At 66.9% G+C, this 24,354-nt stretch carries 22 protein-coding genes; 15 read left to right on the forward strand and 7 right to left on the reverse strand.

Annotation, left to right across the window (positions count from 1 at the left end):
- The first annotated feature begins 13 nt into the window (after positions 1-13).
- From mraY to lpxC, 11 genes are all read left to right on the forward strand, one after another.
- The gene (gene mraY / locus CFB41_RS02440) at positions 14-1,183 is read left to right on the forward strand and encodes a phospho-N-acetylmuramoyl-pentapeptide-transferase (protein WP_006477019.1); all 1,170 of its coding nucleotides are present in this window, start codon (positions 14-16) and stop codon (positions 1,181-1,183) included.
- A 28-nt stretch (positions 1,184-1,211) separates the two neighbouring features.
- Positions 1,212-2,726, forward strand: a complete 1,515-nt coding sequence (gene murD / locus CFB41_RS02445) for a UDP-N-acetylmuramoyl-L-alanine--D-glutamate ligase (protein ID WP_089455536.1) — start codon at positions 1,212-1,214, stop codon at positions 2,724-2,726.
- The gene (gene ftsW / locus CFB41_RS02450) at positions 2,723-4,006 is read left to right on the forward strand and encodes a putative lipid II flippase FtsW (RefSeq protein ID WP_089455537.1); all 1,284 of its coding nucleotides are present in this window, start codon (positions 2,723-2,725) and stop codon (positions 4,004-4,006) included. Before murD ends, ftsW begins: the two co-directional genes overlap by 4 nt.
- 121 nt (positions 4,007-4,127) lie before the next feature.
- Complete coding sequence (gene murG / locus CFB41_RS02455) at positions 4,128-5,231, forward strand: undecaprenyldiphospho-muramoylpentapeptide beta-N-acetylglucosaminyltransferase (protein WP_089439164.1); 1,104 nt, start codon at positions 4,128-4,130, stop codon at positions 5,229-5,231.
- A complete protein-coding gene (gene murC, locus CFB41_RS02460; RefSeq protein WP_089455538.1) occupies positions 5,228-6,625 on the forward strand; it encodes a UDP-N-acetylmuramate--L-alanine ligase in 1,398 nt (465 codons plus the stop codon). Before murG ends, murC begins: the two co-directional genes overlap by 4 nt.
- Position 6,626: 1 nt before the next feature.
- Complete coding sequence (locus tag CFB41_RS02465) at positions 6,627-7,568, forward strand: D-alanine--D-alanine ligase (RefSeq protein WP_089455539.1); 942 nt, start codon at positions 6,627-6,629, stop codon at positions 7,566-7,568.
- Positions 7,569-7,587: 19 nt separating this feature from the next.
- Positions 7,588-8,340 carry a cell division protein FtsQ/DivIB gene (locus tag CFB41_RS02470; protein ID WP_011350842.1) on the forward strand — a complete coding sequence of 251 codons (753 nt, stop codon included), beginning with the start codon at positions 7,588-7,590 and terminating at the stop codon, positions 8,338-8,340.
- 26 nt (positions 8,341-8,366) lie between these two features.
- Complete coding sequence (gene ftsA / locus CFB41_RS02475; RefSeq protein ID WP_006487138.1) at positions 8,367-9,599, forward strand: cell division protein FtsA; 1,233 nt, start codon at positions 8,367-8,369, stop codon at positions 9,597-9,599.
- A 117-nt stretch (positions 9,600-9,716) separates the two neighbouring features.
- Complete coding sequence (gene ftsZ / locus CFB41_RS02480) at positions 9,717-10,913, forward strand: cell division protein FtsZ (RefSeq protein WP_011350843.1); 1,197 nt, start codon at positions 9,717-9,719, stop codon at positions 10,911-10,913.
- A gap of 188 nt (positions 10,914-11,101) precedes the next feature.
- Positions 11,102-11,608, forward strand: a complete 507-nt coding sequence (locus CFB41_RS02485) for a peroxiredoxin (RefSeq protein WP_011350844.1) — start codon at positions 11,102-11,104, stop codon at positions 11,606-11,608.
- A 240-nt stretch (positions 11,609-11,848) separates the two neighbouring features.
- Positions 11,849-12,766: a UDP-3-O-acyl-N-acetylglucosamine deacetylase gene (gene lpxC, locus CFB41_RS02490; RefSeq protein ID WP_089455540.1), complete on the forward strand. Its 918-nt coding sequence runs from the start codon at positions 11,849-11,851 to the stop codon at positions 12,764-12,766.
- An 88-nt stretch (positions 12,767-12,854) separates the two neighbouring features.
- On the opposite strand, the gene CFB41_RS02495 is transcribed toward lpxC, so the two are convergent.
- Positions 12,855-13,331, reverse strand: a complete 477-nt coding sequence (locus tag CFB41_RS02495; protein WP_039353137.1) for a DUF721 domain-containing protein — start codon at positions 13,329-13,331, stop codon at positions 12,855-12,857.
- Between the two features lie 256 nt (positions 13,332-13,587).
- On the opposite strand from CFB41_RS02495, the gene secA reads away from it, so the two are divergent.
- The 4 genes from secA to CFB41_RS02515 all read left to right on the forward strand — a co-directional run bounded on the left by secA (position 13,588) and on the right by CFB41_RS02515 (position 19,101).
- Positions 13,588-16,386, forward strand: a complete 2,799-nt coding sequence (gene secA, locus CFB41_RS02500; protein WP_089455541.1) for a preprotein translocase subunit SecA — start codon at positions 13,588-13,590, stop codon at positions 16,384-16,386.
- Between the two features lie 144 nt (positions 16,387-16,530).
- Entirely contained in the window at positions 16,531-17,772 is a 1,242-nt protein-coding gene (gene argJ, locus CFB41_RS02505; RefSeq protein ID WP_089455542.1) for a bifunctional glutamate N-acetyltransferase/amino-acid acetyltransferase ArgJ, read from the forward strand.
- 19 nt (positions 17,773-17,791) lie between these two features.
- On the forward strand, positions 17,792-18,661 hold the full coding sequence (locus CFB41_RS02510) for an ATP-binding protein (RefSeq protein WP_089439171.1): 870 nt from the start codon (positions 17,792-17,794) through the stop codon (positions 18,659-18,661).
- Positions 18,658-19,101 carry an NUDIX domain-containing protein gene (locus CFB41_RS02515; protein ID WP_089455543.1) on the forward strand — a complete coding sequence of 148 codons (444 nt, stop codon included), beginning with the start codon at positions 18,658-18,660 and terminating at the stop codon, positions 19,099-19,101. Before CFB41_RS02510 ends, CFB41_RS02515 begins: the two co-directional genes overlap by 4 nt.
- A 60-nt stretch (positions 19,102-19,161) precedes the next feature.
- On the opposite strand, the gene CFB41_RS02520 is transcribed toward CFB41_RS02515, so the two are convergent.
- The 6 genes from CFB41_RS02520 to CFB41_RS02545 all read right to left on the reverse strand — a co-directional run bounded on the left by CFB41_RS02520 (position 19,162) and on the right by CFB41_RS02545 (position 24,302).
- Positions 19,162-19,362: a DNA gyrase inhibitor YacG gene (locus tag CFB41_RS02520; protein ID WP_027788444.1), complete on the reverse strand. Its 201-nt coding sequence runs from the start codon at positions 19,360-19,362 to the stop codon at positions 19,162-19,164.
- A gap of 25 nt (positions 19,363-19,387) precedes the next feature.
- Positions 19,388-20,143: a cell division protein ZapD gene (gene zapD, locus CFB41_RS02525; protein ID WP_039353119.1), complete on the reverse strand. Its 756-nt coding sequence runs from the start codon at positions 20,141-20,143 to the stop codon at positions 19,388-19,390.
- Between the two features lie 109 nt (positions 20,144-20,252).
- The gene (coaE, locus tag CFB41_RS02530; RefSeq protein ID WP_089455544.1) at positions 20,253-20,861 is read right to left on the reverse strand and encodes a dephospho-CoA kinase; all 609 of its coding nucleotides are present in this window, start codon (positions 20,859-20,861) and stop codon (positions 20,253-20,255) included.
- Between the two features lies 1 nt (position 20,862).
- The gene (locus CFB41_RS02535) at positions 20,863-21,774 is read right to left on the reverse strand and encodes an A24 family peptidase (RefSeq protein WP_089455545.1); all 912 of its coding nucleotides are present in this window, start codon (positions 21,772-21,774) and stop codon (positions 20,863-20,865) included.
- A gap of 45 nt (positions 21,775-21,819) precedes the next feature.
- Positions 21,820-23,031 (reverse strand): type II secretion system F family protein, encoded by a 1,212-nt coding sequence (locus CFB41_RS02540; RefSeq protein WP_089455546.1) that lies wholly within the window; start codon positions 23,029-23,031, stop codon positions 21,820-21,822.
- Positions 23,028-24,302 carry a GspE/PulE family protein gene (locus tag CFB41_RS02545; RefSeq protein ID WP_089455547.1) on the reverse strand — a complete coding sequence of 425 codons (1,275 nt, stop codon included), beginning with the start codon at positions 24,300-24,302 and terminating at the stop codon, positions 23,028-23,030. Before CFB41_RS02545 ends, CFB41_RS02540 begins: the two co-directional genes overlap by 4 nt.
- Positions 24,303-24,354 lie beyond the last annotated feature (52 nt).

Raw genomic sequence — 24,354 nt, forward strand, 5'->3', positions numbered from 1 at the left:
GAAGGAAGGAAGCATGCTGCTGGCGCTGGCGCAATGGCTGCAAGGAGACGCAAGCTTTTTGCGCTTGTTCACGTACCTCACGTTCCGTGCGGTGATGGCCACCATCACCGCGCTCGGGATCGGGCTCGTGTGCGGACCGTGGGTGATCCGCAAGCTGACGCAAATGAAGGTCGGTCAGGCCGTGCGCAAGGACGGCCCGCAGACGCATCTGGTCAAGTCCGGCACGCCGACGATGGGCGGCGTGCTGATCCTGATCGGCATCGCGGTCGCGACGCTGCTGTGGGGCGACCTGACCAACCGTTTCATCTGGATCGTGATGCTCGTCACGTTCGGTTTCGGCGTGATCGGCTGGGTCGACGATTACCGCAAGGTCGTCCACAAGGATCCGCGCGGGATGTCGTCGCGCGAGAAGTATTTCTGGCAATCGGTGATCGGGCTGTTCGCGGCCGTCTACCTCGCCTTCAGCGTATCCGAGGCGAACAACGTGCGCGTGTTCGACCTGTTCATGGCATGGGTGAGGAGCGGCCTGTCGATGGGGCTGCCGGCACGCGCCGACCTGATGCTGCCGTTCCTGAAGTCGATCAGCTACCCGCTCGGCGTGTGGGGCTTCATCGTGCTGACGTACTTCGTGATCGTCGGCGCGAGCAACGCGGTGAACCTGACCGACGGCCTCGACGGCCTCGTGATCATGCCGGTCGTGCTGGTCGGTGCGTCGCTGGGTGTGTTCGCGTACGTGATGGGCAGCGCCGTCTATTCAAAATACCTGCTGTTCCCGCACATTCCGGGCGCGGGCGAACTGCTGATCTTCTGTTCCGCGATGGGTGGGGCAGGGCTCGCGTTCCTCTGGTACAACACGCACCCCGCGCAGGTGTTCATGGGTGACGTCGGCGCGCTGGCGCTCGGCGGCGCGCTCGGCACTGTCGCGGTGATCGTGCGCCAGGAAATCGTGCTGTTCATCATGGGCGGCATCTTCGTCGCGGAAACGCTGTCGGTGATGCTGCAGGTTTCGTGGTTCAAGTACACGAAAAAGCGCTACGGCGAAGGGCGGCGCCTGCTGAAGATGGCGCCGCTGCATCACCATTTCGAATTGTCCGGCTGGAAGGAAACGCAGGTGGTCGTGCGTTTCTGGATCATCACGCTGATGCTGTGCCTGTTCGGTCTGACCACCCTCAAGCTGCGGTAAAGGAAAGGTAACAAGGATGTCTGGCGAGATGTTTGGAGATCGGCAACGGCCGATGGTGCTCGTACTGGGGCTCGGGGAATCGGGTCTCGCGATCGCGCGATGGTGCGCGAGGCACGGGTGCCGGCTGCGTATTGCCGATACCCGCGAGGCGCCGCCGAACCTTGCCGCGCTGCAGGCCGAAGGCATCGATGCGGAATTCGTCGGCGGGGCGTTCACGCCTGCGCTGCTCGACGGCGGTGTCGAGCTCGTCGGGCTGAGCCCCGGGCTGTCGCCGCTCGAACCGGCACTCGCGTCACTGGTCGCGGCCGCGAACGAACAGGGCGTCGCGGTGTGGGGCGAGCTGGAATTCTTCGCGCAGGCGCTGCGCGCGCTCGGCACGAGCGGCTACCAGCCGAAGGTGCTCGCGATCACCGGCACCAACGGCAAGACCACGACGACGAGCCTCACCGGCCTGCTGTGCCAGCGCTCGGGCAAGAAGGTCGCCGTCGCGGGCAATATCAGCCCGGCGATGCTCGACCGGCTCGCCAGCGCGATCGACGAAACCGCGCTGCCCGACGTGTGGGTGCTCGAACTGTCGAGCTTCCAGCTCGAGACCGCGCGCACGTTCGCGCCCGATGCGGCCGCGATCCTCAACATCACGCAGGACCACCTCGACTGGCACGGCAGCTTCGACGCGTACGCGCAGGCAAAGGGCCGGATCTTCGGCGCAACGACGACGCGCGTGCTGAACCGCGACGATGCGGCCGTGATGAAGTTCGCCCCGGCAGCCGGCGCGGCCGACGCGCCGCGCACGATCACGTTCGGCCTGAACGAACCGGTGCAGGACGGCGACTACGGGCTGTCGCGCGATAACGGCATCGCGTGGCTGGTCGAAGCGGTCGATCGCGACGCCCCGGACGAAACCGCGACGACGACCCGTCGGCGCAAGCGCGATGCCGCGCATACGCCCGACATCGCGCAGAAGCGCCTGATGCCGGCCGACGCGCTGCGCATCCGCGGGCTGCACAACGCGGCGAACGCGCTGGCCGCGTTCGCGCTCGCCCGCGCGATCGACCTGCCGGCCGCACCGCTGCTGCACGCGCTGCGCGAGTACCGCGGCGAAGCGCATCGCGTCGAAGTCATCGCGACGATCGACGACGTGGACTACGTCGACGACAGCAAGGGCACGAACGTCGGCGCGACGGTTGCCGCGCTCGACGGGCTGGCGCAGAAGATCGTGCTGATCGCGGGCGGCGACGGCAAGGGGCAGGATTTCGCACCGCTGGTCGCGCCGGTCGCGCGCTGGTGCCGCGCGGTGATGCTGATCGGCCGCGACGCGCCGGCGCTCCGCGACACGCTCGCCGAAACGGGCGTGCCGCTCGCCGACCACACGACGCTCGAAGGGGCGGTGCACGCGGCGGCCGACCTCGCGGAGCCGGGCGATGCGGTGCTGCTGTCGCCTGCCTGCGCGAGCCTCGACATGTTCAGGAACTACGCCCATCGCGCGGATGTGTTCCGCGCGGCGGTCGACGAAATCGCCATCGACAAAGGAGCGACGCCATGAGCTGGTCCGATCGCATCGTCTCCCGTTTCAACGATCGTCGCGACACCGGCGGCAATGCCGCGGGCGGCCGCGTCGCGTCGGCCACGCGCGCCGCGACGGGCGGCCTCGCGAGCGTCGTCAACGGCGTGCGCCCGAGCCGTTCGCGGATGCTCGACTTCGACTACTCGCTGCTGTGGGTCGCGATCGCGCTGCTCGGGCTCGGCGTCGTGATGGTGTATTCGGCGTCGATCGCGATGCCCGATTCGCCGAAATACGCGTCGTATCACGATTACGCGTTCCTGATGCGCCACTGCATCTCGCTCGCCGTCGCGTTCGTCGCGGCGGTGGTCGCGTTCCGCGTGCCGGTGTCGACGTGGGACAAATACGCGCCGCAACTCTTCCTGATCGCGCTCGTGGGCCTCGTGATCGTGCTGATCCCGCACGTCGGCAAGGGCGTGAACGGTGCGCGCCGCTGGATTCCGCTCGGCATCACGAACATGCAGCCGTCGGAAATCATGAAGCTCGCGGTGACGATCTACGCGGCGAACTACACGGTGCGCAAGCAGGAATACATGCAGAGCTTCGCCAAGGGCTTCCTGCCGATGGCGTTCGCGGTCGGCCTGGTCGGTGCGCTGCTGCTGCTCGAGCCGGACATGGGCGCGTTCATGGTGGTCGCGGCGATCGCGATGGGCGTGCTGTTCCTCGGCGGCGTGAACGGCAAGCTGTTCGGCGGCCTGGTCGCCACCGCGATCGGCACCTTTACGATGCTGGTGTGGCTGTCGCCGTGGCGTCGCGAGCGGATTTTCGCGTACCTCGATCCGTGGGACGAGCGTTACGCGCAGGGCAAGGCGTACCAGCTCACGCACTCGCTGATCGCGTTCGGCCGCGGCGAATGGTTCGGCGTCGGCCTCGGCGGCAGCGTCGAGAAGCTGAACTACCTGCCGGAAGCGCATACCGACTTCATCCTCGCGGTGATTGGCGAGGAGCTCGGTTTCGTCGGCGTGCTGGTCGTGATCCTGCTGTTCTACTGGATCGTGCGCCGCGCGTTCGAGATCGGCCGCCAGGCGCTCGCACTCGATCGCACGTTCGCGGGCCTGATGGCGAAGGGGATCGGCATCTGGTTCGGCGCGCAGACCTTCATCAACATGGGCGTGAACCTCGGGCTGCTGCCGACCAAGGGCCTGACGCTGCCGCTCGTGAGCTACGGCGGCTCGGGCATTTTGCTGAACTGCGTCGCGCTCGCGGTGCTGCTGCGGGTGGACTACGAAAATCGCGTACTGATGCGGGGAGGGAAGGTATGACCTCCCCGCGTCAGTACGCGATTTCGGTGAAGGCTAACTTCGTGCGCGAAGCGCGCGAAGTTAAGCGAAGCGGCCGTAGCCAAAACATTCGTTCATTCTTGCTGATGCGCGGAGGGAAGGTATGACCGCGTCGCAACGCACGCTGATGGTGATGGCAGGCGGCACCGGGGGCCACGTGTTCCCGGGGCTCGCGGTCGCGCACCGGATGGAAGCGGCGGGCTGGCGAGTCGTGTGGCTCGGCAATCCGGCCGGGATGGAAGCGACGCTCGTGCCGAAGCACGGCATTCCGATGGAATACGTGCGGTTCGGCGGGCTGCGCGGCAAGGGCCTGAAGACCAAGCTGACGCTGCCGTTCAACCTGCTGCGCGCATGCGGGCAGAGCCTCGCCGCGCTGCGCCGCGTACGGCCCGACGTCGTGCTCGGGATGGGCGGCTACATCACGTTCCCGGCGGGCGTGATGACCGCGCTGTCGGGCCGTCCGCTCGTGCTGCATGAACAGAATTCGATCGCGGGCCTGACGAACAAGGTGCTCGCGAAATTCGCGAAACGCGTGCTCGTCGCGTTCCCCGGCGCGCTGCCGCACGCGGAATGGACGGGTAACCCGATTCGCGCGGAACTTGCCGGCACGCAAGCGCCCAAAGCACGCTATGCATCGCGCAGCGGCCCGTTGAACGTGCTGGTCGTCGGCGGCAGCCTCGGGGCGGCCGCGCTGAACGAGGTCGTGCCGCGCGCGCTGGCGATGCTGGCGCCGGGCGAACGCCCGCGCATCGTGCACCAGGCCGGCGCGAAGCACATCGAAGCATTGAAGGCGAATTACGAAGCGGCCGGTTTCGCGGCCGGCGAGGACGTGCGGCTCGTGCCGTTCATCGACGACATGGCGGCCGCGTATGCGGCGGCGGATCTCGTGATCTGCCGGTCGGGGGCGATGACGGTGTCGGAGATCGCGGCGGTGGGCGTGGCGGCGCTGTTCGTGCCGTTCCCGTACGCGGTCGACGATCACCAGACGAGCAACGCCGCGTTCCTCGCCGATGCGGGCGCGGCCGTGCTGGTGCAACAACGCGACCTGTCGGCGGAACTGCTTGCCGACTGGCTGCGCGGCCAGTCGCGTGCATCGCTCGCGGACATGGCGGAGCGTTCGCGCTCGCTGGCGAAGCCCGAGGCCACCGACGAAGTCGCGCGCGTGTGCGCGAAGGCGGCCGGCGCGAACTTGGAAACACTGCAATGAAACACATCGTCAAACACATTCATTTCGTCGGGATCGGCGGCGCGGGCATGAGCGGCATCGCTGAAGTGCTCGTCAACCTCGGTTACGAGGTCAGCGGCTCGGACCTGTCGCGCAACGCGGTGACCGATCGTCTCCAGGCGCTCGGCGCGCGGATCGCGATCGGCCACGACGCGGCGAACATCGAGGGCGCGAACGCGGTCGTCGTGTCGACGGCCGTGCGTTCGGACAACCCGGAAGTGCTGGCCGCGCGCGCGAAGCGCGTGCCGATCGTGCAGCGTGCGGTGATGCTGGCGGAGCTGATGCGCCTGAAGCAGGGCATCGCGATCGCCGGCACCCACGGCAAGACCACGACGACGAGCCTCGTCGCGAGCGTGCTGGCGGCGGGCGGGCTCGATCCGACCTTCGTGATCGGCGGGCGCCTGATCAGCGCCGGCGCGAACGCACGGCTCGGCACCGGCGACTTCATCGTCGCCGAGGCCGACGAGTCGGACGCGTCGTTCCTGAACCTGTATCCGGTGATCGAGGTCATCACGAACATCGACGCCGACCACATGGACACCTACGGCCACGATTTCGCGCGGCTCAAGCAGGCGTTCATCGAATTCACGCAGCGCCTGCCGTTCTACGGCAGCGCGGTCGTGTGCGTCGACGATCCGAACGTGCGGCAGATCATCCCGTTCATTTCGAAGCCGGTCGTGCGCTACGGGCTGTCGCCGGACGCGCAGGTGCGCGCGGAAGACATCGACGCACGCGACGGCCGCATGCATTTCACGGTGATCCGCGAAGGGCGCGCGCCGCTGGCGGTCGTGCTGAACATGCCGGGCCTGCACAACGTGCAGAACGCGCTCGCGGCGATTGCGATCGCGACCGATCTCGGCGTGTCGGACGATGCGATCCAGCTGGCGCTCGCGGAATTCAACGGCGTCGGCCGGCGCTTCCAGCGCTACGGCGACGTGCCGACCGCGGACGGCGGCCAGTACACGCTGATCGACGACTACGGCCATCACCCGGTCGAGATGGCCGCGACGATCGCGGCCGCGCGCGGCGCGTTCCCGGGCCGCCGCCTCGTGCTGGCGTTCCAGCCGCACCGTTACACGCGCACCCGCGACTGCTTCGACGATTTCGTCAACGTGCTGTCGACGGTCGACGCGCTGGTGCTGACGGAAGTCTACGCGGCGGGCGAGGCGGCGATCTCGACCGCCAGCGGCGACGCGCTGTCGCGCGCGCTGCGCGCGGTGGGGAAGGTTGACCCGGTGTTCGTCGCGACGGTCGACGACGTGCCGGACGCATTGGCGAAGGTCGCGCAGAACGGCGACGTGGTGATCACGATGGGCGCGGGTTCGATCGGCGGCGTGCCGGCGAAGGTTGCGCAGCACACTCAACAGAAGGCATGACATGAGCGGGATTGATCCGAAACGTTTCGGCAAGGTGGCGGTGTTGTTCGGCGGCGAGTCCTCGGAGCGCGAGGTGTCGCTCACGTCGGGCAAGCTCGTGCTGCAGGGCCTGCGCGACGCGGGCATCGACGCGCACCCGTTCGACCCGGCCGAGCGTCCGCTGGCGGCGCTGAAGGATGAAGGCTTCGTGCGCGCGTTCAACGCCCTGCACGGCGGCTACGGAGAGAACGGCCAGATCCAGGGCGCGCTCGATTTCTACGGCATTCGCTACACGGGCAGCGGCGTGCTCGGGTCGGCGCTCGGCCTCGACAAGTTCCGCACGAAGCTCGTGTGGCAGCAGACGGGCGTGCCGACGCCGCCGTTCGAGACGGTGCTGCGCGGCGACGACCTCGCGGCGCGCGCGACGGACATCGTCGCGAAGCTCGGCCTGCCGCTGTTCGTGAAGCCGGCGAGCGAGGGCTCGAGCGTGGCGGTGCTGAAGGTGAAGACGGCCGACGCGCTGCCGGCCGCGCTTGCGGAAGCCGCCAAGCATGACCCGATCGTGATCGTCGAGAAGAGCATCGAAGGCGGCGGCGAGTACACCGCCTGCATCGCCGGCGATCTCGACCTGCCGGTGATCAAGATCGTGCCGGCCGGCGAGTTCTACGACTATCACGCGAAGTACGTCGCCGACGACACGCAATACCTGATTCCGTGCGGGCTGCCCGCCGACAAGGAAACGGAGCTCAAGCGCGTCGCGCGCCGGGCGTTCGACGTGCTCGGCTGCACCGACTGGGGCCGCGCGGATTTCATGCTCGACGCCGACGGCAACGCGTACTTCCTGGAAGTGAACACCGCGCCGGGCATGACCGACCACTCGCTGCCGCCGAAGGCCGCGCGCGCGGTCGGCATCAGCTATTCGGAGCTGGTCGTGAAGGTGCTGTCGCTCACGCTCAACGACTGACGCAGGAACGGAACGACGTATGTGGAACAACGTTCGCCAACTCAACCTTGCCGCCAGCGCGCTGTACGCGCTGCTGCTGCTCGTGTTGGCGGCGGCCGGTTGCTACTGGCTGATCCAGCGCCCGACGTTCGCGCTGCGGGAAATCCGGATCGACGGCGACACCGAGCACATCAATTCACCGACGGTGCGCGCGGGCGTGGTCGGCCGGCTGAAGGGCAATTTCTTCACGGTCGATCTCGACGCCGCGCGCGCCGCGTTCGAGCAGATGCCCTGGGTGCGCCATGCGAGCGTGCGCCGGGTGTGGCCGAATGCGCTGGCTGTCACGCTCGAGGAGTACAAACCGCTCGGGACCTGGGGCAGCGACCAGCTCGTGAGCGTCGATGGCGAGCTGTTCACCGCGAACCAGGGCGAGCTGGAGCAGGAACTGCCGGCGTTCGACGGCCCGGAGGGCAGTGCGAAGGAAGTCGTCACGCGGTATCGCGACTTCGGGAAATGGTTTGCGCCGCTGAAGGCGGCGCCGGAAGAAGTGACGCTGTCGGCGCGGTACGCGTGGACGGTGAAGCTGTCGAACGGCATGCAGGTCGAGCTGGGCAAGGAACGCAACAGCGAGTCGCTGCATGACCGGAGCCAGCGCCTGGTCGCCGCATGGCCGGCTGTCACGGAGCGCTGGGGCAACGACATCGAGTACGCGGACCTGCGCTATCCGAACGGATTCGCGATTCGCGCGGCAGGCATGCGGTTCCTGACCGATACCGACAAGCGCAAGAAGTAACGAGAGATCACACGCAAGAGCACTTTATGAGCAAAGACTACAAGGATCTGCTGGTTTCCCTCGACATCGGCACGTCGAAGGTGGTGGCCATCGTCGCCGAGCTGAAGGGCGAAGGCCACTACGAGGTGATCGGCCTCGGCCAGAGCGAGTCGAAGGGTCTGAAGAAAGGTGTGGTGGTCAACATCGAGGCCACCGTGCAGTCGATCCAGCGCGCGCTCGAGGAAGCCGAGCTGATGGCCGACTGCAAGATCACCAACGTGTTCACGGGGATCGCGGGCAGCCACATCCGCAGCTTCAACTCGAGCGGGATGGTCGCGATCAAGGACAAGGAAGTCACGCAGACCGACGTCGCGCGCGTGATCGAGACCGCGAAGGCGATCAACATCCCGACCGACCAGCAGGTGCTGCACATCCTCACGCAGGAATTCATCATCGACGGCCAGGAAGACGTGCGCGAGCCGATCGGCATGAGCGGCATCCGGCTGGAAGTGAAGGTGCACATCGTGACGGGCGCGGTGAGTGCCGCGCAGAACATCGTCAAGTGCGTGCGCCGCTGCGGGCTCGAAGTGAACGACCTGATCCTGCAGCCGCTCGCGTCGTCGCTGGCCGTGCTGACGGAAGACGAGAAGGATCTCGGCGTGGTGCTGGTCGACATCGGCGGCGGCACGACGGACATCGCGATCTTCGCCGAAGGCGCGATCCGCCACACCGCGGTGATTCCGATCGCCGGCGACCAGATCACGAGCGACATCGCGATGGCGCTGCGCACGCCGACGCCGGATGCGGAAGACATCAAGGTCGGCTACGGGATCGCGAAGCAGGCGCTCGCCGATCCGGACGAAATGGTCGAAGTGCCGGGCCTCGGCGAACGCGGTCCGCGCACGCTGTCGCGCCAGGCGCTGGCCGCGGTGATCGAGCCGCGCGTCGAGGAACTGTTCTCGCTCGTGCAGCAGGTCGTGCGCGAATCCGGTTACGAAGAACTGCTGAGCTCCGGGGTGGTCATTACCGGCGGTGCATCGATGATGCCCGGCATGGTCGAGCTCGGCGAAGACATTTTCCTGAAACCGGTGCGCATCGGCGCGCCGGAATATGCAGGTGGCCTCTCCGACGTCGTGCGCAATCCGCGCTACTCGACGGCGATGGGGCTGCTCGTCGAAGGCAGTGCCCAGCGCATGCGCGGCCGCAAGGTCGCCGTGCAGTCCGGCAACGCGGGGCAAGTGTTCTCGCGGATGAAGGAATGGTTCCTGAGCAACTTCTGACGAATCGAACCGAATCGAAATTCGCGCTGGTGCCGGCGGCTGGCGCGCGACAGGGGGTTGCCCGATCTCCTGCCGAATAACGGCCGAGTAGCAGTCATTCTCTTGACGGAGGCAACAATGGAATTCGAAATGCTGGAAACCGAGACCAACGGCACCATCATCAAGGTGGTCGGCGTTGGCGGCGCTGGCGGCAATGCCGTCCAGCACATGATCAACCGCGGCGTGCAGGGCGTCGACTTCATCGTGATGAACACGGATGCGCAGGCGCTGTCGCGTTCGCGCGCATCGTCGGTGATCCAGCTCGGCAACACGGGCCTGGGCGCCGGTGCGAAGCCGGAAATGGGTCGTGCGGCAGCGGAAGAAGCGCGTGAGCGCATCGCCGACGCACTGCGCGGCGCGCACATGGTGTTCATCACGGCCGGCATGGGCGGTGGCACGGGCACGGGCGCGGCACCGGTGGTCGCGCAGATCGCGAAGGAGATGGGCATCCTGACGGTAGGTGTCGTCAGCAAGCCGTTCGAGTTCGAAGGCGGCAAGCGCATGCGCGTCGCTGAAGCCGGTTCGCAGCAACTGGAGGATCACGTCGACTCGCTGATCGTCGTTCTGAACGACAAGCTGTTCGACGTGATGGGCGACGACGCCGAGATGGACAAGTGCTTCCAGTGCGCGGACGACGTGTTGAACAACGCGGTCGCAGGCATCGCTGAAATCATCAATGTCGATGGCCTCGTGAACGTCGACTTCGAAGACGTGAAGACGGTGATGGGCGAGCAGGGCAAGGCGATGATGGGCACGGCGACGGTCGCCGGCGTCGATCGCGCACGCCTCGCGGCGGAACAGGCCGTGGCGAGCCCGCTGCTCGAAGGCGTCGATCTGTCGGGCGCGCGCGGCGTGCTGGTCAACATCACGTCGAGCCGTTCGCTGCGTCTGTCGGAAACGCGCGAAGTGATGAACACGATCAAGAGCTACGCGGCGGAAGATGCGACGGTGATCTTCGGTGCGGTGTACGACGACGCAATGGGCGATGCGCTGCGCGTGACGGTCGTGGCAACGGGTCTGGGTCGTGCGGCGAAGAAGCAGCAATCGGCACCGATGACGCTGCTGCGCACGGGTACGGACAACCAGCCGGTCAGCGCGGTGTCGCACGGTTATGCGCCGACGCATCACGTCAGCACGGCAGACTACGGCGCGCTCGACACGCCGGCGGTGTGGCGCAATTCGCGCGAAACCGCGGCATCGCACGTGCAGGCGCTGCAGGAGAAGGGTGTCGACACGTACGACATCCCGGCTTTCCTGCGCAAGCAGGCTGACTGACGCACACACAGGCGAAGCCGCGGCGAATCTGCCGCGGTAACGCCGGCGTGACGGATGCTACGGACCACGACAGGCCGCGTCGGCTGCGACGCCGGGCCGGGAAACGTGCCCTCTCCGCTCAAGCGGGGCGGGATGGACCGTGCTGTCCGCGACACGCTGAAAAACCGTATCGCTATGAGGGACCAGCCATGATTCAAGTGGGCGACGCGCTGCCCGACGCGCAATTGTTCGAGTACATCGACGACGCGCGCGAAGGGTGCACGCTGGGGCCGAACGCCTACAGCGTGCGCGACCAGGTTGCGGGAAAGCGGGTGGTGATCTTCGGATTGCCGGGCGCTTTCACGCCGACCTGCTCGGCGCAGCATGTGCCGGGCTACGTCGAACACGCCGAGCAGTTGCGCGCGGCGGGCATCGACGAGATCTGGTGCGTGTCCGTCAACGACGCATTCGTGATGGGCGCATGGGGACGTGATCTGCACACCGCGGGCAAGGTGCGCATGATGGCGGACGGCAGCGCTGCTTTCACTCATGCGCTGGGGCTGACGCAGGATTTGTCGGCGCGTGGCATGGGAATTCGTTCCCTGCGCTACGCGATGGTGATTGACGGCGGTGTGGTCAAGACGCTGGCCGTCGAGGCGCCGGGCAAATTCGAAGTGAGCGATGCGGCGAGTGTTCTCGCGACGTTGACGTCCTGATCGTGCGGTGCGCCGTTGCCTTCCGGCAACGCTGCTCACCGGCCTCAGGGCAGTTGTAACACGGGCCGATGACCGGAAACGCCTCCGTTCCGGGCATCGGCCCGTCCCGTATCGGCGCGGGTAAACGGTCGAAACAGATTGATACGCAGTTTCAAACGACGCTGAATAGGGAATTACGCTATAATCTCCCCTATTGAATATAACTCCTGATTGATATCTTCAATCACGACGAAGAACATCATGCTGAAGCAGCGCACCATCAAATCCACCGTGAAGACCGTGGGTATCGGTGTCCACTCGGGCCGCAAGATCGAGCTGACGCTCCGTCCTGCCGCACCCGGCACGGGCATCGTCTTCTCGCGCGTCGACCTTCCCACGCCCGTCGACATTCCCGCCGCGGCGACGTCGATCGGCGATACGCGGCTCGCGTCGGTGTTGCAGAAGGATGGCGTGCGCGTGTCGACCGTCGAGCACCTGATGTCGGCATGTGCCGGCCTCGGTATCGACAACCTCTATGTCGACGTGACGGCCGAGGAAATCCCGATCATGGACGGCAGCGCGGCGACCTTCGTGTTCCTGATCCAGTCCGCCGGGATCGAGGAGCAGAACGCACCGAAGCGCTTCGTCAAGGTGAAGAAGACGGTCGAAATCCGTGATGGCGACAAGTTCGCGCGTCTCGATCCGTACTTCGGTTTCAAGCTGAAATTCTCGATCGACTTCCGTCACCCGGCCGTCGACAAGACCGGCCAGGAGCTCGAGGTCGATTTCGCGAATACGTCGTACGTGCGCGAGATTGCGCGGGCACGCACGTTCGGTTTCGCCCATGAAGCCGAGATGTTGCGCGAGATGGGTCTCGCCCGTGGCGGCAGCATGGAAAACGCGATCGTGCTCGACGAGTACCGCATCCTGAACAACGACGGGCTGCGCTATGACGACGAGTTCGTGAAGCACAAGATGCTCGACGCGATCGGCGACCTGTACGTGATCGGCCATCCGCTGCTGGCGTCGTACACGGCGTACAAGTCGGGCCACGGGCTGAACAACGCGCTGCTGCGCGAACTGCTCGCGAACGAAGATGCGTACGAGATCGTCACGTTCGACGATCCGCAAGCCGCACCGAAGGGCTTCGCGTTCGACATGCAGACGGCCTTCGCGTGACCTGCGTTTGGCGCAAGCAATAAAAAAGCAGCCTTCGGGCTGCTTTTTTATTGGCCAGGCCACCTGGCGCTGCCGGCGGCGCGCGCCGTCAGCGCGGCTTCGCGCCATGCCGGGCCGCCATCCGCGCGAGCGCGTCCTGCAGCGGTGACGGTTCGAGATGATCTGCCAGGTCGCGCAACGCGGCCGCGCCGACCGACGTCATCCGCGCCTGCTTCACGTGGGGCGGCTCCGGCGCATCCTTCGGGCGCACGCGTACGCGTAGCGTCGAGACCGGCCAGCCGCGTTTTTGCAGATCGCCGAGCAACCGCGGCTCGACCTGTCGCAGGCGAGCGGCCAATGCGTTGTGCGCAGCAAAGAGGGTCAGGGTGCCATCCTTGATGAAGCCCGGTTCGACGTGATTCGCCAGATAGTCGGGCAGGAGCGCGGCAAGGTCGCGCTGCAGCGACGCGATCTGTTCGACGCCGGCGCGCAGCGCCGCGAATGCGTCGGTGCGGCCGAGCACTTCGGACACGGGTTGCGGGCGATAAGGGGCCAGCGGGCCGAAACGCTTGGAAAATCGGTTCATCGAGACATTCTTCGGGCGCGCACGCGGGCGGACGTTGACGCCGATTGTACCCGCGCGGGCTCGTGCACGGGCGGCTTTCGCCCCGATGGCCCGGCGGTCGGCGCGCAGTGCCCGTCCGGCCGAGACACGGGCGCACGCGTCCCCGCGTGCTAAAATTCATCGTTTGAGTCCACTAATTCGCTAAGCCGCCGAGGCTCGGGCGCCGGGGCGCGCAACACGCGCCGGGCGCCGGTGCTGCGACGCAGGATCCGATCCGATGACAACCGGTTTTCTCCAGAAAATTTTTGGCAGCCGCAACCAGCGGCTCGTCAAGCAATACCAAAAGACCGTCACGACGATCAATGCGCTCGAAACGCAGATCGAGAAGCTGACGGACGACCAGTTGCGCGGCAAGACGGACGAATTCCGCCAGCGGGTCGCGGCCGGCGAGTCGCTCGACAAGCTGCTGCCCGAGGCCTTCGCGGTCTGCCGCGAGGCCAGCCGTCGCGTGCTGAAGATGCGGCACTTCGACGTGCAGATGATCGGCGGCATGGTGCTCCACTACGGCAAGATCGCGGAAATGCGCACCGGCGAGGGCAAGACGCTCGTCGCGACGCTGCCCGTGTACCTGAACGCGCTGGCAGGCCGCGGCGTGCACGTGGTGACCGTCAACGATTACCTCGCGCAGCGCGACGCCGAATGGATGGCGCGCCTCTACAACTTCCTCGGTCTGTCGGTCGGCATCAACCTGTCCGGCATGGAGCATGACCAGAAGCAGCAGGCGTACGCGGCGGACATCACGTACGGCACGAACAACGAATTCGGCTTCGACTACCTGCGCGACAACATGGTCTACGAGACCGACGCGCGCGTGCAGCGGGCCCTGAATTTCGCGGTCGTCGACGAAGTGGACTCGATCCTGATCGACGAGGCGCGTACGCCGCTGATCATTTCGGGCCAGGCCGAGGATCACACCGAGCTGTACGTGCGGATGAACGCACTGCCGCCGCTGCTCGAGCGCCAGATCGGCGAAGAGAAGGCCGACGGCACGGGCGTCGAGAAGCCGGGCGACTATACGCTCGACGAGAAGGCGCGCCAGGTGTTCCTGACGGAATCGGGTCACGAGAAGGCCGAGCGCCTGCTCGCCGAATGGGGCCTGATCGGCGAGGGCGAGAGCCTGTACGCGCCGCAGAACATCACGCTGATGCACCACGTGTACGCGGCGCTGCGCGCGCACACGCTGTTCCACAAGGATCAGCACTACGTCGTGCAGAACGGCGAAGTGGTCATCGTCGACGAATTCACGGGCCGCCTGATGGCCGGCCGCCGCTGGTCCGACGGCCTGCACCAGGCGGTCGAGGCGAAGGAACACGTGAAGATCCAGAGCGAGAACCAGACGCTCGCGTCGATCACGTTCCAGAACTACTTCCGGATGTACGCGAAGCTGGCCGGCATGACCGGTACCGCCGACACCGAAGCGTACGAATTCAACGAGATCTACGGCCTCGAAACGGTCGTGATCCCGACCAACCGCCCGCCGAAGCGGATCGACAAGCAGGACCAGATCTACAAGACGGCCAAGGAGCGCTATGACGCGGTGATCCGCGACATCCGCGAATGCTACGAACGCGGTCAGCCGGTGCTGGTCGGCACGACGTCGATCGAGAACTCGGAGCTGCTGTCGCACCTGCTGAAGCAGGCCGGGTTGCCGCACGAGGTGCTGAACGCGAAGCAGCACGAGCGTGAAGCCGCGATCGTCGCGGAAGCCGGCCGGCCGAAGCGCATCACGATCGCGACCAACATGGCCGGCCGCGGTACCGACATCGTGCTCGGCGGCAATGCGGAGAAGCAGGCGGCGTTCATCGAGGCCGACGAAGCGATCCCGGCCGACGAAAAGGCGCGCCGCATCCAGCAGCTGCACGACGAGTGGGAAACGCTGCACGAGGAAGTGAAGGCCGCGGGCGGCCTGCACATCATCGGCACCGAGCGCCACGAATCGCGCCGGATCGACAACCAGCTGCGCGGCCGTGCGGGCCGCCAGGGCGATCCGGGCTCGTCGCGCTTCTACCTGTCGCTCGACGATCCGCTGCTGCGCATCTTCGCGGGCGACCGCGTGCGTTCGATCATGGATCGCCTGAAGATGCCGGAAGGCGAGGCGATCGAGGCCGGCATCGTCACGCGCTCGATCGAGTCCGCGCAGCGCAAGGTCGAAGCGCGCAACTTCGACATCCGCAAGCAGCTGCTCGAATACGACGACGTGTCGAACGATCAGCGCAAGGTGATCTACCAGCAGCGTAACGAGTTGCTCGAAGCGCACGACATCACCGAGACGATCACCGCGATGCGTCACGGCGTGATTACCGAAGTCGTCCGCCAGTTCGTGCCGGAAGGCAGCATCGAAGAGCAGTGGGACGTGCCCGAGCTCGAGGAAGTGCTGCGCAACGAATGGCAGCTCGACCTCGCGATCCAGGAAATGGTGAACGAGTCCTCGTCGATCACGGCCGAGGAGATCCTCGACGCGGTGACGACGGCCGCCGACGAGCAGTACGAGGCGAAGGTCGCGATGGTCGGCCGCGAATCGTTCAGCGCGTTCGAGCGCTCGGTGATGCTGCAGACGGTCGACCGTCTGTGGCGCGAGCACCTCGCGGCGCTCGACCACCTGCGCCAGGGTATCCACCTGCGCGGCTATGCGCAGAAGAATCCGAAGCAGGAATACAAGCGCGAAGCGTTCGAACTGTTCGCCGCGATGCTCGAGGCGATCAAGCAGGAAGTCACGCGCGTCGTGATGAACGTGCAGATCCAGTCGCCGGAACAGCTCGAGCAGGCCGCCGAGCAGATCGAGGAGCGTGGCGGTCATCTCGAGAACGTCGAGTACCAGCACGCCGATTACGCGGAATCCGGTGCGCCGGTGGCCAACGTCACGGCTGCCGTGGCGGCCACGGCGACGGCCGACATGGTCGGCAGCGCGATGACGCACAGCGGCCCCGGCGGCGAAATGCCGAAGGTCGGCCGCAACGACCCGTGCCCGTGCGGCAGCGGCAAGAAGTACAAGCAATGTCACGGGAAGCTGTCATGATCGACGGCGGCGCGCATCGCGCGTGCCGCTTCATTCGCAGCTTCGCGTGAGTGATGTGAGTTGCGGCGGCCCGCGCGTGCGGCCGCTGGTTCTTCCAATCGATGCCGGCGCATGCCGGCATTTTCCATCCGGCAGGTGTGCCCCATGGCTGTCAATTTTCCGTCGATCGATCCCGCCCAACTGCATCCCGTCGCCGGCGTCACGCTCGGCTGGGCGGAAGCGAACATCCGCAAGCCGAATCGCAAGGACGTGCTGGTCATCTCCGTCGACGAAAGCGCGACGGTCGCGGGCGTGTTCACTGAAAACCGTTTCTGCGCAGCGCCGGTCACCGTCTGCCGCGAGCACCTGGCGAAGGTGCGCGCGGGCGGCGCGGGCATTCGCGCGCTCGTCGTGAATACGGGCAATGCGAACGCGGGCACCGGCGAGCCGGGCCTCGTGAACGCACGCGAAACCTGCACGGAACTCGCGCGCCTTGCGGGCATCGAGCCGGCGCAGGTGCTGCCGTTCTCGACCGGCGTGATCCTCGAGCCGCTGCCGATCGATCGCCTGAAGGCCGGCCTGCCGGCCGCGCTCGCGAACCGCAAGGCCGCGAACTGGTTCGACGCCGCGCAGGCGATCATGACGACGGACACGCTGCCGAAGGCCACGTCGCGCCAGGTGACGATCGACGGCCATACGGTCACGCTGACGGGCATCAGCAAGGGCGCGGGCATGATCAAGCCGAACATGGCGACGATGCTCGGCTTCCTCGCGTTCGACGCGAACGTCGCGCAGCCGGTGCTCGACACGCTCGTAAAGGAAGTCGCGGATCGCTCGTTCAACTGCATCACGATCGACGGCGACACGTCGACGAACGACTCGTTCATCCTGATCGCGTCGGGCAAGAGCACGCTGCCCGCGATCACGTCGACCGATTCGCCGGCCTACGCGGCGCTGCGCGATGCGGTGACGGAAGTCGCGCAGGTGCTGTCGCAACTGATCGTGCGCGATGGCGAAGGCGCGACGAAATTCATGACGGTGCAGGTCGAAGGCGGCAAGAACGTCGCGGAATGCCGCCAGATCGCTTACGCGATCGGCCATTCGCCGCTCGTGAAAACGGCCTTCTACGCATCCGACCCCAACCTTGGCCGGATTCTCGCGGCGATCGGCTATGCGGGCGTCGCGGATCTGGACGTCGACAAGATCGACCTCTATCTCGACGACGTTCTCGTCGCGAAGGCGGGCGGCCGCAATCCGGCTTACCAGGAAGAAGACGGCCAGCGCGTGATGAAGCAGAGCGAAATCACGATTCGCGTGCTGCTCGGCCGCGGCGACGCGCAGGCCACCATCTGGACGTGCGACCTGTCGCACGACTACGTGAGCATCAACGCGGATTACCGCTCCTGATCGGGAGCGTTCGAACGCCATGGACAAGCTTGAACAGTTTCTGACGCGTGCCGAAGCGCTGCTCGGCCGTCTCGAGGGGATGCTGCCGCCCGCGCCGGCCGCGGTCGACTGGAATGCCGCGCACGCGTTCCGCTGGCGCAAGCGCCAGGGGCGCGGCTATCTGCAGCCGGTGCCGGCCGTGTCGTCGATCACGCTCGGTGACCTCCACAACATCGATCGCCAGAAAGGGCTGATCGAACAGAACACGCGGCAGTTCGTGCAGCAGAAGCCGGCCAACAACGTGCTGCTGACCGGCGCGCGCGGTACCGGCAAATCGTCGCTGATCAAGGCGTGCCTGAACGCGTATGCGAACGACGGCCTGCGCCTGATCGAAGTCGACAAGGACGACCTGCACGATCTCGGCGACATCGTCGACCTGATCTCGCAGCGTCCCGAGCGCTTCATCGTGTTTTGCGACGACCTGTCGTTCGAGGAAGGCGAGTCGGGCTACAAGGCGCTGAAGGTCGCGCTCGACGGCTCGATCGCCGCCCAGTCGGACAACGTGCTGATCTACGCGACGTCGAACCGCCGCCATCTGCTGCCCGAGTACATGAGTGACAACGAGTCGTACAAGCATCTTCCGGATGGCGAGATTCACCCCGGCGAAGTCGTCGAGGAAAAGATCTCGCTGTCGGAGCGCTTCGGCCTGTGGGTCAGCTTCTATCCGTTCAAGCAGGACGACTACCTCGACATCGTCGGGCACTGGCTGCGTCATTTCGGCTGCCCGGACGCGGAGATCGAATCCGCACGCGGCGATGCGCTCGTGTGGGCGCTCGAGCGCGGTTCGCGCTCGGGGCGCGTCGCGTGGCAGTTTGCGCGTGACTGGTCGGGCCGCAAGGAGCAGGCATGAGCCCGGATCTCGCACAAGGCGCGGTGCGCGCGCCCGATGGCCGCAAGGTGACGGAAGTCGCGGTCGGCGTGATGGTGCAGCCGGACGGAAGCTATCTGCTCGCACAGCGGCTGCAAGGCAAGCCGTATGAAGGCTACTGGGAGTTTCCGGGCGGCAAGCTGGAGGCCGGCGAAAGCGTCGAGGATGCGCTTGCGCGCGAACTGCACGAGGAGCTCGGCATCGAAGTCACGGCCAGTCACCGCTGGCACACGCTCGAGCACGATTATCCGCATGCGTACGTGCGGCTGTATTTCTGCAAGGTGACGGGCTGGACGGGCGAGCCGCACAGCAAGGAAGGGCAGGCGTTCGTGTGGCAGCAACTGCCGGTCGCCGTCGCGCCGCTGTTGCCGGCCGCGCTGCCGGTGCTCGAACTGCTCGAGAAGGAAGCCGCGTCGAACTGACGCCATGATGGCCTGCCGGAAAGGCGGGCCATATCACTAGCAGGCGGTGCCGCGCGCCGCTCAGCTGTCGCGGCGGCCGTCCGTGCCGTCTTCTTCCGACGAGGGGCCCTCGTCGGAGGATCCACCGATCCGGTACTTTTCCGCGGCCCATGCGCCGAGGTCGAGCTGCTTGCAGCGGGCCGAGCAGAACGGGCGGAATTGATTTTCGGGCGTCCAGCGCACTTCGGCGCCGCACGACGGGCATTTCACAACGGTAGTCATACGAAAGCGATCCGGCGCGCGGCCGTTACAGATTGCACAGTGTCAGATGGAACGGCACGTCGATATCCACCGCGCGCGGACGCACATCGCCGTCCTGCATGGTGAACCGTACCCACAGCATGTATTTGTTCGCGCTCGCTTCGGGAATGACGCGCAACTCCGGCGGCACGCGCACCTGCATCAGCTGGTAGGTGCGGCCGGACAGCATCTGCTGGTAGCTGCCCTGCATCGCCATGACCTTCGACGCCTGGCCCGATTCGCGCGCGAGCCGCAGCACGATCGTCACCGCGTCGCGCAGCGGCAGCATCGGCAGGATCCACTTCGCGATGTCCTGGCGCCGCTGCTCGGCGGGCCACTGCTGCCATGCGTAGTACGACGGCAGGTCGAACTTGCACGTGCCGCCGGGAATCACCGCACGGCTGCGGATGCTGGCGAGCCACTCGTTGTCGACGAGGTGCTGCCCGGTCTTGCCCTGCATCTGCGCGAGGTTCGCGAGCGTCTGCTCGATTTCGCCGAGCACGGCTTCGAGCGCGTTCTGCTCGATGCCCGGATTGCCGCGAAAGGGGGCGAGCGTCTGGCGCTGACGTTCGAGCTCCTTCATCAGATCCGATTTCAGGTCCGCGCGGCCCGTTACCTCGGCGATTTCGAACAGCGTCGTCAGCGCGACGTGGTGTTCACGCGGGTCCTCCTGAGCCAAAAAGAACGCGAAGCGCTCGAAGAGATCTTCGAGGCGCAACAGCGTGCGAATTCGCTCGTTGAACGGATACTCGTAAAGAATCAAGCGCGCTCGCCTCTTGGGTAGGGATTGAAACAATGCAGGACATTCTAATGCTCACTCTCTACCCTAGCAACGCGCCAATTTCGTACACCATCACGATTGGGCACGAGGTTCAGCGTGCGGCGGCCGCAAATCCGAGATAGCGTTGGTGCAGTGCATCGACCTGTGCGGCGAGCGTGTCGGGTGTCGTCGCGTCGTTGACGATCACGTCGTCGGCCGCCGCGAGGCGCGCTTCGCGCGTGGCCTGTTTCGCGATGATCGCCTCGACCTGCTCGCGCGTGAAGCCGTTGCGCCGCATCACGCGTGCGATCTGCGTTTCGACCGGGCAATCGACGACGAGCACGCGGTCGCAGCGCGCCTTCCAGTTGCCGGACTCGACGAGCAGCGGCACGACGAACATCACGTACGGGCCTTGCGCTTCGCGTGCTTCGCGATCGGTCTCGGCGCGGATCAGCGGATGCGTGATCGCTTCGAGGCGTCGGAGCGCGGCGTCGTCGCTGAAGATCAGTGCGCGCATCTTCGCACGGTCGAGCGAGCCGTCGGCGGCAACGAAGCCGCGGCCGAATGCCTGTTCGATCGCCGGCATCGCGAGACCGCCCGGTGCGGTGATGCGATGGGCGATCAGATCGGTATCGACCAGTGACGCGCCGCGGGCGCCGAACAGGTCGGCGACGGTCGTCTTGCCGCTGCCGATGCCGCCGGTGAGTCCAATTGCGAACATGTCAGCCTCCGAGCGCCGAATAGAACGGGGTGCCGAAAAACAGCGTCGCGGCGCCGCCTGCCGCGAGGAACGGACCGAACGGAATCGGCTCCTCGAAGCGCATGCGGCCGCGCCAGGTCGCGATGAGCCCGACGATCGCGCCCGTCACCGCGGCGAACAGCACGACCTGCGGCAATGCGGCCCAGCCCATCCATGCGCCGAGCGCGGCGAGCAGCTTGAGGTCGCCAAAACCGATGCCCTCGATGCCGCGCAGCCATTTGAACAGCCAGTAGATCGCCCACAGGAACAGGTAGCCGGCCATGGCCCCGATCACGGCCGAGCGCAGCGACGTGAACGTGCCGCCGAGGTTCAGCGCGAGCCCGGCCCAGAGGAGTGGCAGCGTCATCGAGTCGGGCAGGTAGCCAGTCCGGATATCGATCGCGCTCATCGCGAGCAGCGCGGCGCACAGCGCGAACGCGGCAAGCGCGGCGACGGTCGGGCCGAATACCGCGAGCGAGCCGGCGGCGAGCACCGCGCACGCGAGCTCGACGAGTGGATATACGATGCCGATCCCGCGGCCGCAGCGCCGGCAGCGCCCGCGCAGCATCAGAAAGCTGACGAGCGGGATGTTTTCCCATGCACGCAGCACGTGGCCGCAATGCGGGCAGGCGCTGCGCGGACGCCACAAATCGTAGCGCGGCGGGTAGCCGTCGTCGGGCGGCGCGCTCGCGTTGCCGGTCGCTTCATCGATCTCGGCCTGCCACGCACGCTGCATCATCACGGGTAGCCGGTGAACGACCACGTTCAGGAAGCTGCCGACGCAAAGGCCGACGATGACCGCGAACGCATACTGCAGCGCGGGCGGCAGCATCGCCAGCGCGAGCAGCGTGCTCTCGGGCGAATCGGTAACGGAGTACAGGGGCGCTGGCGTCATGAGGCTCAAGGTTCGGACTAAAAGGCGACAGAATCGGTTGCGATGCTACACCACGTTGCCGAGCTGAAGGATGGGCAGGTACATCGCGATCACGAGGCCGCCGACGAGTGCGCCCAGTACGATCACGATCAGCGGTTCGCCGAGCGCGGCGAGTGCATCGAGACGCGCGTCGAGCTGGCGTTCGCACAGCGCCGCGATGTCGGCGAGCATCGTGTCGAGCGCACCGGTTTCCTCAGCGACGGCGATCGGCTGCACGACGTCGTCCGGAAAGCAGCCCGCGTGCTGCATGGCGTCCGCGAGGCGTGCGCCGTGCAGCACGCGGGCTGCGATGTGCGCAGTGGCGTGCTCGAACACCGGATGGCCGGCGGTGCGCTCGAGGGTGGCGAAGGCGTCGGCGAGCGGCACGCCGGCGCCGAGCAGCGTCGCCAGCGAGCGGCACCAGCGTGCGGCCCCGTACCGGCTGAGTGCGCTACCCGCGAGCGGTGCGTGCAGCAGCCGCCGCGCGACAGCGTGGCGCAGCGGTGCCGAGCGCCGCAGCGCGTGATGCGCGGCCAGCCCGGCTGCTGCGCCAATGGCAAGGAGCCCACCGCCCCATGCCGACAGTGCGGAGGACAGCGCGAGCAGCGCGCGGGTTGGCGCCGGCAGTGCGGCGCCGAACCCGTCGAAAATCTGGCGGAACGTCGGTACCACCCACACCATCAGCGCGGCCGAGATCGCGAGCCCGAACAGGATGACGGCCGCCGGGTACGCGAGCGCGGCCCGCAACTTGCGCCACTGCGCGTCGGTGCGCTCGCGGTGTTCCGCGACCCGCGTCAGCACGATGCCGAGCGAGCCGGACGCTTCGCCGACCTCGATCAGCTGGCGATACAGCGTGCCGAACTGGGAGGGATAGCGTGCGAGTGCATCGGCGAAGCGCCGGCCGCCGACGATCTCGCGGGCGAGCCCGGCTGCGATGCGCGGCAGGCCGTCGTGTGGCCGCGTACGCGCGAGCATCTCGAGCGACGGCGCGAGCGGCAACCCGGCCTGCAGCAGGCTCGCGAGCTGGCGCGTGAAGCGCGTGACGTCCCGCGCGCTGGCCGTGGGCGGCCGGGCCGCCCCGCGGACATCGAGCGACAGTACGGCGATGCCGTCGCGTGCGAGCGCGGCACGTGCGTTCGCGGCATCGAATGCGATGACGGTCCCGCGGCGCGACGTGCCGTCGCGACGGCGGCCGCGCCACGCGAAGCGGGTTTCGCGCGGCGGCGTGTGCATGCTCATGCGGCAGGCGTCGCGGCGAGGGCTTCCGCGATGCTCGTCGTGCCGTCACGGACGCGCGCGAGCGCCGCGTCGCGCAGACTGCGCACGCCTTCGGCCGCCACGCATTGTGCGAGTTCGCCGACACTTGCCCGTGCGACGATGCGTTCCGCCAGCCCGGACGACACCGGCATCGTCTGATGCAGGCCGACACGGCCGCGATAGCCGATGCCGTGACAGGCCGGACAGCCTCGCGCGACGAACGGCCGCCATCCGGTTGCGAGGGCGGCCGGGTCGCAGCCGGCTTCGCGCAGGACGGGCACCGGTGCGTCCGAGTGCACGCGGCAGGCGGTGCACAGCCGCCGGACGAGGCGCTGCGCGGTGACGAGGTGCAGCGCGGCCGCGAGGTTGTACGGTGCGACGCCGATGTCGAGCAGCCGCGCGACGGCGGCCGGTGCGTCGTTCGTATGCAGCGTCGACAGCACGAGATGGCCGGTCTGCGCGGCCTTGATCGCGACGTCGGCCGTCTCCGCATCGCGAATCTCGCCGACCATGATGATGTCCGGATCCTGCCGCAAGAGCGCGCGCAGTGCCGTCGCGAACGTGAGCCCGGCCTTTTCGGCGACACCGACCTGGCTGATGCCGTCGAGCTGGATCTCGGCGGGATCCTCGACCGTGCAGACGTTGTGCGCGTCGCGATCGAGCATCTGCAGCGCGCAGTAGAGCGACAGCGTCTTGCCGCTGCCGGTCGGACCCGTGACGAGTACGAGGCCATGCGGGGCGCGTATCGCGGCCTCCATCGCGGCCGCCTGCTGCGCGTCGAAGCCGAGGCGGGCGAGCGTGAGGTCGGTCGGCATGGTTTCGAGCCGCCGCAGCACCAGCTTTTCACCGAACAACGTGGGTAGCGAGCTGACCCGGTAGTCGCCGCGCGTACCGCCGTCGATCACGATGCGCAGCCTGCCGTCCTGCGGGAGCCGCCGCTCGGCGATGTCCATGCGCGCGAGCACCTTGATCCGTGTGACGAGCGCGTCGCGCAGATGAAGGGGCGGCCGCGCATGTTCGTGCAGCACGCCGTCGATGCGCAGGCGAATGCGCCAGCCGGCTTCGAATGGTTCGACGTGGATGTCGGATGCGTCGCGCACGCGAGCCGCGTGAAGCGTGTCCGTCAGCAGCCGCACGGCCGGTGCATCGTCGAGCTGGGCCGCGTCGAGCGCGCGCGGTGCGGCAGCGGGCGACGCATCGGAATGGGCGGCCGGCTGCGTGCGCAGCGGCGCCCCGGAAGGAGGGAAGTGCATGTGAGCCGGCACGCTGGCCGCCTGTTGACCGTGACCCGCAGATGGTCGCGCG

Source organism: Burkholderia sp. AU33803 (assembly GCF_002223095.1).
Classification (GTDB): domain Bacteria; phylum Pseudomonadota; class Gammaproteobacteria; order Burkholderiales; family Burkholderiaceae; genus Burkholderia.